The 13,788-nt window shown below is 51.5% G+C and carries 12 protein-coding genes; 9 read left to right on the top strand and 3 right to left on the bottom strand.

What is annotated here, in order from left to right:
• The first annotated feature begins 8 nt into the window (after positions 1-8).
• The 9 genes from A3848_RS04310 to A3848_RS04350 all read left to right on the top strand — a co-directional run bounded on the left by A3848_RS04310 (position 9) and on the right by A3848_RS04350 (position 11,335).
• Positions 9-1,550: a response regulator gene (locus tag A3848_RS04310; protein WP_083611905.1), complete on the top strand. Its 1,542-nt coding sequence runs from the start codon at positions 9-11 to the stop codon at positions 1,548-1,550.
• Positions 1,551-1,567: 17 nt separating this feature from the next.
• The gene (locus A3848_RS04315) at positions 1,568-3,391 is read left to right on the top strand and encodes a sensor histidine kinase (protein WP_074083732.1); all 1,824 of its coding nucleotides are present in this window, start codon (positions 1,568-1,570) and stop codon (positions 3,389-3,391) included.
• Positions 3,388-4,920: a response regulator transcription factor gene (locus tag A3848_RS04320; RefSeq protein ID WP_074083733.1), complete on the top strand. Its 1,533-nt coding sequence runs from the start codon at positions 3,388-3,390 to the stop codon at positions 4,918-4,920. Before A3848_RS04315 ends, A3848_RS04320 begins: the two co-directional genes overlap by 4 nt.
• 116 nt (positions 4,921-5,036) lie before the next feature.
• Positions 5,037-6,734 carry a type 2 periplasmic-binding domain-containing protein gene (locus tag A3848_RS04325; RefSeq protein WP_074083734.1) on the top strand — a complete coding sequence of 566 codons (1,698 nt, stop codon included), beginning with the start codon at positions 5,037-5,039 and terminating at the stop codon, positions 6,732-6,734.
• Between the two features lie 100 nt (positions 6,735-6,834).
• A complete protein-coding gene (locus tag A3848_RS04330) occupies positions 6,835-7,803 on the top strand; it encodes an ABC transporter permease (RefSeq protein WP_074083735.1) in 969 nt (322 codons plus the stop codon).
• 1 nt (position 7,804) lies between these two features.
• Positions 7,805-8,764, top strand: a complete 960-nt coding sequence (locus tag A3848_RS04335; RefSeq protein WP_083611907.1) for a carbohydrate ABC transporter permease — start codon at positions 7,805-7,807, stop codon at positions 8,762-8,764.
• 260 nt (positions 8,765-9,024) lie between these two features.
• Complete coding sequence (locus A3848_RS04340; RefSeq protein ID WP_083611909.1) at positions 9,025-9,786, top strand: methionine ABC transporter ATP-binding protein; 762 nt, start codon at positions 9,025-9,027, stop codon at positions 9,784-9,786.
• A complete protein-coding gene (locus A3848_RS04345; protein ID WP_074083737.1) occupies positions 9,779-10,441 on the top strand; it encodes a methionine ABC transporter permease in 663 nt (220 codons plus the stop codon). Before A3848_RS04340 ends, A3848_RS04345 begins: the two co-directional genes overlap by 8 nt.
• A gap of 63 nt (positions 10,442-10,504) precedes the next feature.
• The gene (locus A3848_RS04350; protein ID WP_074083738.1) at positions 10,505-11,335 is read left to right on the top strand and encodes a MetQ/NlpA family ABC transporter substrate-binding protein; all 831 of its coding nucleotides are present in this window, start codon (positions 10,505-10,507) and stop codon (positions 11,333-11,335) included.
• 188 nt (positions 11,336-11,523) lie between these two features.
• On the opposite strand, the gene A3848_RS04355 is transcribed toward A3848_RS04350, so the two are convergent.
• From A3848_RS04355 to A3848_RS04365, 3 genes are all read right to left on the bottom strand, one after another.
• Entirely contained in the window at positions 11,524-12,498 is a 975-nt protein-coding gene (locus A3848_RS04355; RefSeq protein WP_074083739.1) for a metallophosphoesterase family protein, read from the bottom strand.
• Between the two features lie 94 nt (positions 12,499-12,592).
• Positions 12,593-12,934: a DMT family transporter gene (locus tag A3848_RS04360; RefSeq protein ID WP_074083740.1), complete on the bottom strand. Its 342-nt coding sequence runs from the start codon at positions 12,932-12,934 to the stop codon at positions 12,593-12,595.
• Positions 12,931-13,737: an HAD family hydrolase gene (locus tag A3848_RS04365; RefSeq protein WP_074083741.1), complete on the bottom strand. Its 807-nt coding sequence runs from the start codon at positions 13,735-13,737 to the stop codon at positions 12,931-12,933. The genes A3848_RS04360 and A3848_RS04365 overlap by 4 nt, the downstream gene beginning before the upstream one ends.
• Positions 13,738-13,788 lie beyond the last annotated feature (51 nt).

Genomic DNA, 13,788 nt, shown 5'->3' on the forward strand with positions numbered 1-13,788 from the left:
CAGGACGATTGCTGAAAGTAATGCTGGTGGATGATGAGCCATGGGTGCTCGAAGGATTAAGGACTATGGTGGACTGGAAGAGATATGGATTTGAAGTGTGCGGGGGGGCTCAGAACGGCCCGGATGCGTTCAGGATGATTCAAGAGCTTCGGCCGGATTTGGTGCTCACGGACATTAATATTCCTGTGATGAATGGATTGGAGCTGATTACCAGGGTGAACGAAATAATGGACAAGGCGCCGCGGTTTGTGATTTTGAGCGGATATGACGACTTCAATTATGCCCGGACAGCCCTGCGTGAGCGGGTCGATCAATATTTGCTGAAGCCGATTGACGACGAGGAGATAGGGATTCTCTTAGATAAGCTAGGCAGGATGATCCGAAATGAAATCGCTTCCGAAAAAGAACGCTGGAAGGAACAGGCCTGTTTGACCAGCCATCTGCTCGGCCGTTTCATTCAGGGCGAAGACAGCGAAGAACTGCGCCAGCTCTCCAGGGATGTGCTGCAGCTTGATGAAGATGCTGAACTGGTGTGCATTCTGATTGCAGCCGCTACTCCTGTGGTCCATGCAGAGAGACAGAGGGATGGAGGATTTCCTTGGGAAATCAGTTATGCGTTTCAGGATGGCGCGGGCCGGGCGGGACTGGTCGTGCAGTCCGCTGCCTTGTCTTCCGATGCGCTGGAAGGAGCCGTCAGTCTGCTACAAAGAGAACTGGTGGAAGAGCTTCAGGAGCCTGTTATTGTAATGGTCAGCGACCGGCTGACCGGTATGGCCGCCATCCGTGAGAGCTATCTGCAGACTCTTGAGGTGTGGAAGCTTAAGTACCAGAGAGAGCGCAGCGGGATTTTCCATTACAGTGATCTCAAGAAATGCCGGCCGGAGAAAAGGATTCATGAAGAAGGGTTCACGGCACTTGTGAACAAGGTCAAGGCGGGTGAAGCAGCGAAGCTGCAGGTTTATGTCAAGGAGGCTTTTGCGGGGTTTGGTGGTAAGCTGTTCACGGTAGAAGAGGTCCAGGCAGAGGTTGCCCATCTGGAAATGACTCTATACCGCCATCTCAAGGAGATGAATGGTGATCCTGACATAGTGATGGGTAATCTCCAGGCTGAATTCGGAAATCTCGGAGGGCTTGGTGATTATTTTCTGCTGAGCAGTTATGTACACAGGCTGTGTACAGAGAGTACTGTCTATCTGGCGGAATTGAAGCAGGCCAACCAGGGAAACACCATATTTAACGTCATACAGTATGTAGATCTTGAGTTCAGGGGGAAGCTGCAGCTTCAGGATCTGGCCAGGCAGTTTCACATGAATTCCACCTACCTGGGACAGTTGTTCCGCAAGGAGACCGGGTGCAGTTTCAGCGAATATGTGAATGAGAAGCGGATTGAAGCAGCCAAGGGGCTGCTTAAGCGGACGCAGCTCAAAATATCGGATATCGCGCTGCAGGTCGGTTTTTCGAATACGGACTATTTCATCGAGAAATTTAAGGGAATGGTGGGGGTCCCGCCCTCCGTATACAAATATTCGGGCAACAATAAGCAGTTCTAAGAAAGCCGGTGCGTGCCATGGAGAAAAAAAGATTCCGGTTTGCTCATTTTGTGAATGATATTCCGCTGAACTATAAATTTTTTCTGATTTACTTCGTGGGTGTCCTGCTTCCCATCATGATCATCAACCTGGTCTTCCTGGACCGGATCACCGATCTGATCCGCTCAAGAGAGCAGCAGAATCTGGAGATCTCGCTGGAGCGGGCACGGAAGGATATTCATGATTATATCGAGGGCGGGGTCGCGGTGGCCTACACCCTGTCTACGGATAAGAATCTGTATGAAATGCTGGACCGGGAGTATAAGAATCTCATCGACTTTTACGGTGCCTATGACGAACAGCTCCGGGACCGCTTGAACAGCTATATGCCGGTGAACAACCAGATTGACCGGATCAGTATATTTACGGACAACCGCTCGATCGTATCCGGGGGCAACTATCAGGCCATGAACAATCGGGTCTGGAACAGTGACTGGTATAAGCAGCTGAAGACTTCGCATAATCAGGTTGTTGTAACCGCTTACCGTACGAGTGTGGAAGGAAATACATCCGCTTCTATTCCAGCTCTCAGTGTGGTCCAGATTATGAACAACTTCAGGAATTACAATACATACGAGAAGCTGGTACGGATCGATCTGGATCTTACTGAAATCTATGATGTGATTGCCCGTGAAAAAGATTATCTCAGTCTGTATCTGGTCAACGAGCAGAATCAGATTGTCATGTCGGCGGACAGCGGCTATCAGCGGATCACCGACGAGCCCTACCCGCTGTTCAAACAGCTGGATGATGGATCCAAGGAGGATGTTCATATCGCACCCTTAGGCACAGCCGTCTACCTGAAGGGCTGGCGGATTGTCGGGATCACCCAGGGGGAGCGGATTTCGCAGGCGGTGCTGGATATGCGGCTGTATGCTGCCTTTCTGGCGACCACGATTACCCTGCTGACCAGCGGCTTTATCTATGTGATGCTGAGATCGTATAACTATAGGGTCAAGCGGCTCTCCAGACATATGCAGAAGGTGACGAACGAGAAGTTTGAGCTGATCCGCATTGACGAAGGCCGCGACGAGATTGGAGGACTAATCCATAATTTCAACCGGATGACCACCCGGATCAATTCGCTGATCAATGACGTGTACAAGCTGGAAATTCAGAAAAAAAATCTGGAGATGGAACGTGTCAGGGCCGAACTCAATTTCCTCCAGAGTCAGATGAATCCCCATTTTCTGTTCAATACGCTGAATGCGATCCTGGTCGTCTGCACCAAAAACAATTACTCCGATGTGACGGATATTGTGAAAAGCCTGTCTAAGCTGCTCCGGAGGCTGCTGAGCTGGAAGGAGGATCTCGTGTCGCTGGAGGAAGAAATGTCGTTCATTGAGATGTACTTGAAGATCGAAAAATTCAGGTTCAGAGATAAATTCGACTATGTGTTCGAAATCGATGAGCAGTCGAAAAGGTACAAAATCCCCAAGCTGAGTATGCAACCGCTGGTAGAGAATTCCTGCAAGCACGGGCTGCAGACCATTGAGGGCCTGGGTATTATTACGGTGAAAACAGCTGTTGAGGACAACCGCCTGCAAATTACAGTGTCCGATAACGGCAAAGGCATCGAGGCCGGGCGGCTCAAGGAGCTGATGGGTGCCATAAGGAACGAGGATTCTTCGGGAGCAAATGTCGGACTGCGCAATGTATACCGCAGACTGGAGCTGTATTATCAGGATCAGGTCCGATTCGAGATGATCAGTACGCCGAACCAGGGGACCGTTGTGACCTTTGGGATTCCGCTTCGGCTACTGGAAAGGTTGTACCCGTTTGAAGGTGAGGGAGACGTATGAACTATAAAGTGCTTTTGATTGATGACGAACCGAGCAGCCTTGAGGGGCTGATGTTGTGGATCGACTGGGAGGCGCTTGGCTTCGATGTTTGCGGAACCTGCAGCAATGGCCGGGAGGGAATAGAGCAGATGCGGCGGCTGCAGCCGGATCTGGTGATTACGGATGTGAACATGCCTGTAATGAACGGTCTGGAGATGGTTGCTGCCTGGCGCCGGGAAGAGCCGGAGAAGATCAGATTCGCGATATTAAGCGGCTACAGTGAGTTCGAGTATGCACAGACGGCCATCCGGTACGGCATCCATCATTATTTGCTAAAACCGGTTTTTCCAGAGGAGACCGCGGAAGAGCTGAAGGCAATCCATCAGGAACTGGAAAGGAACAACCGCCAGCTGCTGATGAATCAGATGGCTTCCTCCGAAACGGTGGCTGCGGGAATGAAGAGGTTGCTCCTTAATAAGCCGGGTGATCAGCAGTTGCAAGAGCCTCCGGCGGGACTGCCCGAGGGAATGGACTGGTGGAATGTACTGCTGCTTCAAACCGTGAAGGAGCTGTATGCAGAGCTGAGGGGGAGAGTGGCGGCTCTTATCGCTGAGCAGCAAACGATGTATTTAATTGACCTGGAAGCAAGCAGCTTCGCTGTTGTGTACGGCTATGGAAGCCGCTTCCCGGCAACAGCGGCGGACGTGCTCGCCCCGCTGCAGCAGGAATATGCCGGCAAGCCCCTGTTGATTTCACTCGGAGCCGCAGGCAAATCCCCACTGTACCTGGCAGACAGCTACCGGACGGCGAAGGAAGCGGGGCTGCATTACTTTTACCGGACGCCGCCCGTCGGCCTTATATCCTATCAGGAAATTAACAACTATCCGTTTAACTATCACTATGACCATATCCGGCTGATGGATGCCATTCTGGCTCCGGTCAATACGCTGGATCCCGAGGGATTCAGGCAAGCGGTTGATTCGGCGGCCCATAGTTTTCTTGAACAGCATGTGGCACCTGAAGTGGTAAGGAAGCTGGTCATCCATCTCATGTACCAGATGATCGGGCTGACTCCGGAAGGCAGTGAACTCCGCGGGCCGTTCTTGCCGGGAAGCTTTGACGCTGCTGAAATGCCGCATGCCATGCTTAACTTAACGGGGTTAATGAAGCTGTTGTCCACCTGCGGCGAAGCCTGTATTGAACTGCTTGTACAGGTGCAGCGCCAGGGCTCCCATGGAATTGTCCAGGAGATTAATCAGTATATCGGAGAGCATTACCGCGAAACGCTGACGATACAAAAGCTGGCAGAGATTTTTTATCTGCATCCGGTGTATCTTGGACAGCTGCTCCGCAAAAAGAACGGTATTCCTTTCAATGAGCAGCTGCATACGCTGCGGATTGAAAAGGCGGCGGCCCTGCTCCGGCAGAGTTCGCTGAAGCTCTCGGAGATTGCCGATCAGGTAGGGTATACGAATTATGGGCAGTTCCTGAAACAGTTTGAGAAGAAAATGGGCACCGGTCCCGGGCAGTACCGCAATACAAAGTCCTAAACTTTTTGGGGGGTACACCTTTAGTTCGGTCGTATTTTCCACCCTGCAACACCTCTATAATTTAGGAATGTAAGTGCTTACAAGGTGGATATACAAAACCAATATGGAGGTGCCTTATGGGGGGCAAGTCGAAAAATGTGTTCAAGCTATCCCTGATTGTCCTGTTATCCCTAAGCTTCACACTGGCAGGCTGCGGTGGCAACAACAGCAACAACGGCAAGGATGCGGCGAAGAATGATGGGGCTAATGCTACACAAGCGGCGGCTAATACGGATGGCAAGGTTGGGCCGTTCGACATCAGTGTCTTCATCGGAGAAGCGGGCCAGCCGCCGACACCGGATAACAAAATCTTCAAGAAGATCAAGGACGAAACAGGAGCCAACTTTAATTTCGAATATTTGGCCGGGGATATCAATCAGAAGCTCGGCGTTATGATCGCAGGACAGGATTACCCGGATATGATGACAGGGAATACGAAGCTTACAGCGGCAGGAGCTTATATTCCGCTGGAAGACCTCATCGAGAAATACGCTCCTAATTTGAAAGCGCATTACGCAGATTATTGGAACATGATGAAGGATCCGAATGACGGACATATCTACATTCTGCCTAACTATGGTGTATACAACGGTGAAGTAAAGAGCTCTTGGTATTCAGGACCGGCCTTCTGGATTCAAAAAGCCGTGCTCAAGGAATTCGGTTATCCAAAAGTTAAAACACTGGATGAATATGTGGACCTGATTGCCAAATACAAAGAAAAATATCCGAAGATTGACGGAAGCCCGACTGTTGGCTTCGAAATACTTAACTATGACTGGAAAAACTGGGGTCTGCTCAACGCGCCTCAGCATTTGATCGGCCATCCGAACGATGGCGGTGTTGTTGTAACTGATGGAGTAGCGGAGATTTTTGCAGACAAGGATTATGCCAAGAAATATTATCAAAAGCTGAACGAAATGAACCAGCAGGGACTGATCGACAAAGAAACCTTCGTTCAGAACTATGACCAGTATATGGCAAAGCTGTCCAGCGGAACGGTTCTCGGAATGTTCGACCAACACTGGAACTTTAGTGCGGCGGAAGATTCCTTAACCACACAAGGGAAGATCGAGCGGACCTATGTTGGGCTTCCTCTGGTTTATGACGCATCCACCAAAGACTACTACCGGGATCTTGCAGTGCTGAACCTGAACAACGGACTCGGAATCAGCATTAATGCCAAGGACCCTGTGAAGATTATCAAGCTGCTCGAAACGCTGATCAGCGAGGATTGGCAGAAGACCTTCTCCTGGGGGATTGAGGGTGAAGATTACATTGTCAATGACGGCAGATTTATGAAAACCCAGGAACAACGGGACAACGCCGCTGATCCGACGTGGCAAATGGCTAATAAAGCTAAGACTCTCTTCGGCTATCTCCCTAAGCTTGAGGGCAGCTACAGTGATGGCAACTCCACGGATGCGTCAGCACAGCCTGAAGAATATGCAGCCAGTGTGAAGCCTTACGACAAGGAAGTGCTTGCTGCATACGGATTTAACAGTTACGTGGATTTCTTCAGTAAACCGCCAGCGAACCCAGTCTATTACCCGGCCTGGTCCATTGACCTCGTGGAAGGCTCGGATGCGAAAATTGCCAACACTAAGCTGAATGAATTGTCCACCAAATACCTGCCGAAAGCCATTTTAGCTGATCCGGGTAAATTCGATTCCATCTGGAGCGATTATGTAGGGGACATCAAGAAGGCCAATGTGAAGGCTTATGAAGACAAGATCAATGAGCAGATCAAATGGAGAATTGATACCTGGAGTAAATAAGCTGCGGCGTTAAGAGGTTGGAATCACCAGGAGGTGCAGAGCCGTCAAGAGGGCCACTGCACCTCCTGAAATAAATGATTGTGTGGGGAGATAAACCTATATGGATGAGACCTTAGGGAAAGATAGCGTCGCCTTGCATCCAAAGAAAAGAAAGAAGCAGCCCATTACGTGGTCGCTGATCAAAAATCAGAATCAGCTGATTTGGATGTCTGTTCCCTTATTGCTGTATATTGTGCTTTTTGCGTATGTCCCTGTGTGGGGCTGGACCATGGCTTTCCAGAATTACCGGCCGGGCCGTTCCTTCAGTGAGCAGGAATGGGTGGGCTTCAAGCAATTTAAATTTCTGTTTACAGACGATAATTTCCTCCGTGTGCTGCGCAATACACTGGCGATGGGGATTATCAATCTGGTTCTCGGGTTTGTCACTGCCATTGTCCTGGCCCTGCTGCTGAATGAAATCCGCAAGGTGTTCTGGAAAAGAATAGTGCAAACCATCTCCTACCTGCCCCATTTCCTGTCCTGGATTATCGTAACAGGTATTGTGGCTACGTCGCTCTCCATCAATGACGGGATTGTCAACATTGTTCTGATGAAGCTGCATATCATCAAGGACCCGATTCTGTGGCTCAGTGAGGGGAAATACTTCTGGGGCATCGTCGGAGCTTCGCATGTGTGGAAAGAGGTTGGCTGGAATACCATCATTTATTTGGCCGCTATTGCCTCCATTGACCCTGCATTGTATGAAGCCGCTGAAATCGACGGCGCCAGCCGATACAAAAAAATGAGATTTGTAACTCTCCCGGGGATTAAAGCGACAATTGTTATTCTGCTGATCATGTCTGTAGGACATGTACTCGAAGCGGGCTTTGAAGTACAGTATTTGCTCGGCAACGGGCTTGTAATGGATTGGTCGGAAACGATCGATATTTTTGTACTCAAATATGGGCTTGCCCAGGGCAACTATTCACTGGCCACTGCTGGCGGGATCTTCAAGACGGTCGTTAGCGTCACTTTGCTGCTGATGGCAAACTGGACAGCGAAACGGCTCGGGGAAGAGAGGTTATTATAGCATGGCGAACCAGCAAATTAGCCGAGGCACTACGCCAGGCCTATCCGTGAAAAAAAGCTTGAGACCCAGCGGACTGGAACCGGTTCTCTTCCATAGTTTTAATACGGTGTTCATGATCTGTCTGGTGCTCGTTACTTTATATCCATTCATAAATACGATTGCCGTTTCGTTCAATGCGGGGAATGATACTATCCGCGGCGGTATCTATCTGTGGCCGAGAGTGTGGACCACGCAGAATTACAAGGCCATCTTTGCTTCCGGTACCATCTATGATGCATTCTGGATCTCGGTGGCGCGGACCGTCATTTCGACAATCTTAAATATTTTTCTGACCACCATGCTTGCGTATACGCTCAGCCGAAAAGATTATGTGTTCCGCAAGCCGATCACCATTATCTTTGTGCTTACGATGTATTTCAGCGCCGGTCTGATTCCTAATTATTTTTTGATTAAGGATCTGAACCTGCTGGGCAGCTTCTGGGTCTACATTTTCCCTACGATGATCAGCGCATTCAATATGATCGTCATCCGCACCTATATCGGTACGATCCCGGAAAGCCTGCTGGAATCCGCCCGTATCGACGGTGCAGGCGACTTCAAAATTTTCATGCGAGTGGTATTCCCCCTGTGCAAGCCGGTACTGGCGACTATCGCGCTTTTTGTGGCTGTCGGGGCATGGAACTCATGGTTCGATGCTTTTATCTACACCTCTTCCAAGCAGAGTCTGAGTACGCTGCAGTATGAGCTGATGAAGCTGCTGTCGACCACGATGAACTCCAACAGCAACCCGAACGTTGCCGCAGGTGTGGGGATGGACCGGGATTCCGCCAAAGCGATGGTAACTCCGCTATCCATCCGGGCAGCCATAACCATAGTAGCCTCCGTACCAATCCTGGTCGTATATCCGTTCATGCAGAAGTATTTTGTAGTAGGGCTGAACGTCGGGAGTGTAAAAGAATAAATCCGCCGCAAGTACAGCCGCCGAAAGACTTACGGAGCCTGCATTACAATCCTTATGCGTACACTACAGACATCGCTGATTTCAATCAGCGGTGTTTTTGTCATGGGTAGCTGGTATATCATTTTCAGATAAATGATGACACAGCGAAGAAAATACCTTATTATTTAAAGAGATTTTTAATAAAACAGTTTTTAAATAATGGTAATACACTTATTGGGAACAAGGGCTTTAGTCCAGGCGGCCTGGAAGGAGGGCTTCATATTCTATCACTGAATGGAGTAAGCAAAGGCTTTGATCTGAAGGAAGGACGGTACCTTGCGGTGGATAAGGTCTCGCTCGAAGTTCGGGCTGGGGCCATCCATGGCGTCATCGGAGCCAGCGGGGCAGGGAAATCAACGCTGCTGCGGCTTATTAATCTGCTGGAGCGCCCGGATGAAGGTACTGTGTCCATAAACGGCAGACTGCTGACAGAACTGCCGGAGAAGCTGCTGCGTCAGGAGCGGCAGAAGATCGGTATGATCTTCCAGCAATTTAATCTGGTGGGCAATGCCTCCGTCAGCCGGAATGTCGCCATTCCGCTGGAGCTGGCCGGAGTGCCGCGGAGCGGACGGATGGAGCGGGTGCGGGAATGCCTGAATTTCGTGGGGCTTATGGACAAAGCAGAGCAGTACCCTGCCCAGCTTAGCGGAGGGCAGCGGCAGCGGGTGGCCATCGCCCGTGCGCTTGCGAACAGCCCGAAGCTGCTGCTGTGCGATGAGCCAACCTCCGCGCTGGACCCCGGGACCACAGCAGATATTCTGGGCGTGCTCCAGCATATTAATGACGTGCTGGGGGTAACTGTAATCATCGTTACGCATGAGCTGGATGTCGTCCGGAGGATCTGCACTGATGTTTCCGTGATGGAAGGCGGACGCATCGTCGATTCCTTCTCCCGGGAAGACGGCGGGTTCCTTGCACCGGAAGATCACATGGGCAGCTACCGTGAACGGATTACGGGCAAAGCGGGGGAAGCACATGTTTGAGGATATGCTGAAATACCAGGATCAGATGTGGTTGTCCATCGGGGAAACGTTTGTGATGGTGGGGATTTCGGTAGGCGCGGCAGTGCTGCTGGGGCTTCCGCTGGGGACTGTTTTATACTTTTGCCGCAAGGGCCAGCTCTATGAGAACAAGACGTTGTCGCTAGTCCTGAACAGCATCGTCAACGTGGTCCGTTCCTTTCCGTTCCTGCTGCTGGTGGTTGCTCTGATTCCCTTCACCCGCTTTCTGGTGGGTACAGCCATCGGTACCATGGCAGCAACCGTGCCATTGTCCATTGTCGCTATCGCCTATTATTCGCGGCTGGTCGAGCAGTCTTTGCTGGAGGTTCCCAAGGGGACAATTGATGCTGCGTTGTCCATGGGAGCATCGAAGCCGGGCCTGATCTTCAAGTTCCTGTATGTGGAAGCCCGTTCGGGTCTGGTGCTGGGACTGACGGCTTCGACGATCAGCTTCATTTCATTCTCAACCGTGATGGGGGTGGTCGGCGGGGGAGGGGTTGGCGATTTCGCCATCCGCTACGGGTATCAGCGTTTTGAGACGGAGGTTATGGTCTATGCGATTCTCGTGATGATCCTCCTGGTGCAAATCATCCAGTTTGCAGGAAGCACGCTGGCAAGGCTGCTGGATAAACGCTGAGAGGCCGTGGAGTTTCAGGAGCAAGATGATATCAAACTATAAAAATGGGGGTTCACTGCACCAATGAAAAAAACGTTGAAATATACATTTATGCTGCTCGTACTGGTCATGATTGCCGCAGGCTGCGGAAACAACAAGGAGGCCGAAGATACTCCGGCAGCAACCAGTTCCGAGCCTGTCAAAATTAAAGTAGCCTCGCTCATCCCGCCGATGACCGATATTCTTGACATCGTGAAGCCGCTGCTCAAGGAAGACGGTGTGGATATGGAGATCGTCATCCTGTCTGACAATGTCCAGCCGAATGAGGCATTGGCGAATAAGGAAGTGGACGCGAACTTCTTCCAGCATGTGCCTTATATGGAGCAGTTCAATGCGAGCAAAGGCTCCAAGCTGGTAGCGGTTCAACCCGTATATGATGCGATCTACGGCGGTTACTCCAAGCGTTACAAGGCTATTGCTGATCTGCCGGAAGGTGCAACATTGGTTATGGCGAATGATCCATCCAATATTGGGCGTTCGCTGCAAATGTTCGCCAAAGCCGGACTCATTAAGCTGAAGGAAGGCGTGGGCATTCAAGCGACCCAGGCTGATATCACAGAGAACGCCAAAAACTTCAAGTTCAAGGAAGTTGACCTGCTGATGCTGGCCCGCACGCTGGATGATGCCGATCTGGTGGCTATGACTCCTGCTTATGCAAGTCCGCTTGGACTGACACCGAAGAAGGATGCGCTGATCACCGAAGGTGAGGATTCCGAATTCACCATTACACTGGTGGCACGTGAGGACAACAAGAACTCCGACGCTATTCAAAAGCTGGCGAAACGCATCAGCGGCCCGGAAGTGAAAAAGTTCCTTGAGGACAAATACGCAGATATCGCTCTGCCTGCGTTTTAAAGCAGTTAGCTGCGGCTTGCTCGTCGTATCTGTCTGCTTGTATAAATTGCATAGTATCCAATAAGCAAAGCAGCGCTCTCCATGGATGGGAGAACGCTGCTTTTGTTATAGCGGTTTGACAGTGCAACAGGCTGTTCTAGGACATGAAAGTCCATGTCTGGATAAGTAAGCCTAGATCAATAAAGATGTCAGCCCAATACTTTACCGGACATAGCAACCTCATACTGCGCCGATTCGATCCAGCTGCCCGTGGTGAAATCCCGTCCCTTTACAAGTACTTTGTCGGGGTAGACTTCCACATAGAAACCTTGACTGCCGTTCTTGTGCTCATCTGCATTTGTCCAGAGGTAGGCCACAGAAGCGCTATTGAACATGGTAGCCGTCTCCCCGTTGCCGGGATACATTGTATTGTCTACTTCCAGTTCCCAGTGGGTATGTCCTGTAAAGAGCAGGGTCTGCGGATATTTGGACAGGATGGAGCGCAGCTCCTTGTCCTGTGTGACGCCATACCATTCCTGAGACTCCAATGATCCGGCTACAGTATCCTTGAGCGGCTGATGCAGGAAGAGAAAAACAGGCTGATCCAGCTTCGGGCGTCCGCTCACCGGCTGTTCCTTCAACAACTCTCCAGCTGGCGGCTGCCAGCTGGATGGTTGTCCAACCATTTGCCAGTTGTCCTTTGACGATCCCGCCGTCAGTTTTTCCCCGAGCTTCTGGTCCAGCCAGCGGAGCTGCTCGTCCGACAGATTGCAGAACGTTGGGAGGCCTTCCTCTGTTCCCATGAAAATAAAATGATAACCGCCGATCCAGTGGTCGTGGTAGGGGCCGGGCATTCCCATACGGGAGGTGTACATCGCCAGGCGCGATTCCCAGTGGCCGAGGCCGACGTCATGGTTCCCTAATGTGTAGCGGAGCTCCGGGAGTGCTGCCTGGTGCAGCTTGAGGATACGGTGCACTTCATCGTACTCTTCCCCGAAGCCGTGATCTGTAATGTCCCCGATATGCATGATCCCGCTGCTGCCCTGAGCATGGTCCGCCAGATCTTGCAGCGCCCGCTCGAAATTCTGATTGTACTCATGGGAGGGATCGGCAGTAACATGGGTATCCGTGATGATCTGAAAAGTAAGCAGTGGCTGTTGTCCGCCCGGCAGGTTTGTACTCATTTACAAGAGCGCCTCCTTGGATGATGTATGGCTGCAAGCTGATTCTGATGCTTAAGAGAATGGCATACCTTCAATTCTATCGCGGCCGGCCTCCCTAGTGCCCTTTAGTGCTGATGTTCAAGCCCACAATTCCGGCTACAATAACGGTCACCCACAAGAGGGAGGACAGGGTCAGCCGCTCTTCAAAATACACCGCCCCCACCACGGAAATCAGGATAATTCCTGCACCCGACCACACCGCATAAGCTACCCCGACCTTAATGGAGGTGAGCGCCACATTGAGTGAGGTGAAGCTGATCCCGTAGAACAGGAACATTAGCACAGAGGGCCAGGGCCGGGTGAAGCCTTGGGATATCTTCATGGAGATGGTTCCGGAGAGCTCGAACAGAATCGCCATCGTGAGAAAAAACCAAGCCCACACCCCTTCGGCCCTCACCTTGCGTTCCTTCTAATACTGAGTTCTGCATAGGACTGCACAAGGATATCGGCATCCGGCAAAATAACGCCCACGTCTGCATCGCCATCCACGCCTGCTGCGTCCGCCTCGCCGGTAATCCCGATGGCTACGGCCGCGCCTGCTGTCTTGGACATTCTCATATCCCCGTTCGTATCGCCGATGACCGCGGCCGCGGCAGGCTGAACCCCAAGCCGTGTGCAGGCGAGCAGCACCATGTCAGGGAACGGCTTGCCCCGTTCTGCCTGATCGGTGCCGATCACAACGGAGAAATAATCGCGGATACCGAGCCAGCGGAGGTGGTTCTCCGCCGCTGCTGTTTCATCGGCGGTCACTACGGCCAGGAGAATGCCGCTGGCTGCGCAGTCATCAAGGAAGCGCAGCAGGCCGGGGAGAGGGAGCACCGGCCTGCTGCGCTCCAGCATGGCATCTGCTTCCCTGCGGCAGTGATCCACAAGTTCCATGGATTCAGCCCAGGACAAGCCAAGCAGATAGCCCTGCCAGCACAGAATGGCATACAGGTCGCTCATCGTTCCCATAGCCAGGGGGCCATTGCGGTCATAATCAGTAATTCTGCCTTCTGCATCGTGAATCGTCCCCAGCAGGGACGGCCGGTGCTGTGCCGGGAATTCAAGACCACGTTGTTGCAACTGACGGGTGAACTGTCCCAGGAAACATTCGCTCCAGCTTCCCCAGAGGGAGACAAACTGCAGAAGGGTGCCATCCTTGTCGAACAGGATCGCCGATATGGATTGATTCCCTTGCGGAGTAATGAGCTCAGGCATGCTGCCGCCCCCTTAGAGTAAATAATTCATGTTTTTGAATACGATAGTTGC

The organism is Paenibacillus sp. P32E (assembly GCF_001909085.1).
In the GTDB taxonomy this organism is placed as follows: domain Bacteria; phylum Bacillota; class Bacilli; order Paenibacillales; family Paenibacillaceae; genus Paenibacillus_AQ; species Paenibacillus_AQ helianthi.

Excerpts from the sequence above, each read along its gene's own strand:
- A3848_RS04315 (WP_074083732.1), top strand. The coding sequence starts at position 1,568 with ATGGAGAAAAAAAGATTCCGGTTTGCTCATTTTGTGAATGATATTCCG.
- A3848_RS04320 (WP_074083733.1), top strand. The coding sequence starts at position 3,388 with ATGAACTATAAAGTGCTTTTGATTGATGACGAACCGAGCAGCCTTGAG.
- A3848_RS04325 (WP_074083734.1), top strand. The coding sequence starts at position 5,037 with ATGGGGGGCAAGTCGAAAAATGTGTTCAAGCTATCCCTGATTGTCCTG.
- A3848_RS04330 (WP_074083735.1), top strand. The coding sequence starts at position 6,835 with ATGGATGAGACCTTAGGGAAAGATAGCGTCGCCTTGCATCCAAAGAAA.
- A3848_RS04335 (WP_083611907.1), top strand. The coding sequence starts at position 7,805 with ATGGCGAACCAGCAAATTAGCCGAGGCACTACGCCAGGCCTATCCGTG.
- A3848_RS04345 (WP_074083737.1), top strand. The coding sequence starts at position 9,779 with ATGTTTGAGGATATGCTGAAATACCAGGATCAGATGTGGTTGTCCATC.
- A3848_RS04350 (WP_074083738.1), top strand. The coding sequence starts at position 10,505 with ATGAAAAAAACGTTGAAATATACATTTATGCTGCTCGTACTGGTCATG.
- A3848_RS04355 (WP_074083739.1), bottom strand. The coding sequence starts at position 12,498 with ATGAGTACAAACCTGCCGGGCGGACAACAGCCACTGCTTACTTTTCAG.
- A3848_RS04365 (WP_074083741.1), bottom strand. The coding sequence starts at position 13,737 with ATGCCTGAGCTCATTACTCCGCAAGGGAATCAATCCATATCGGCGATC.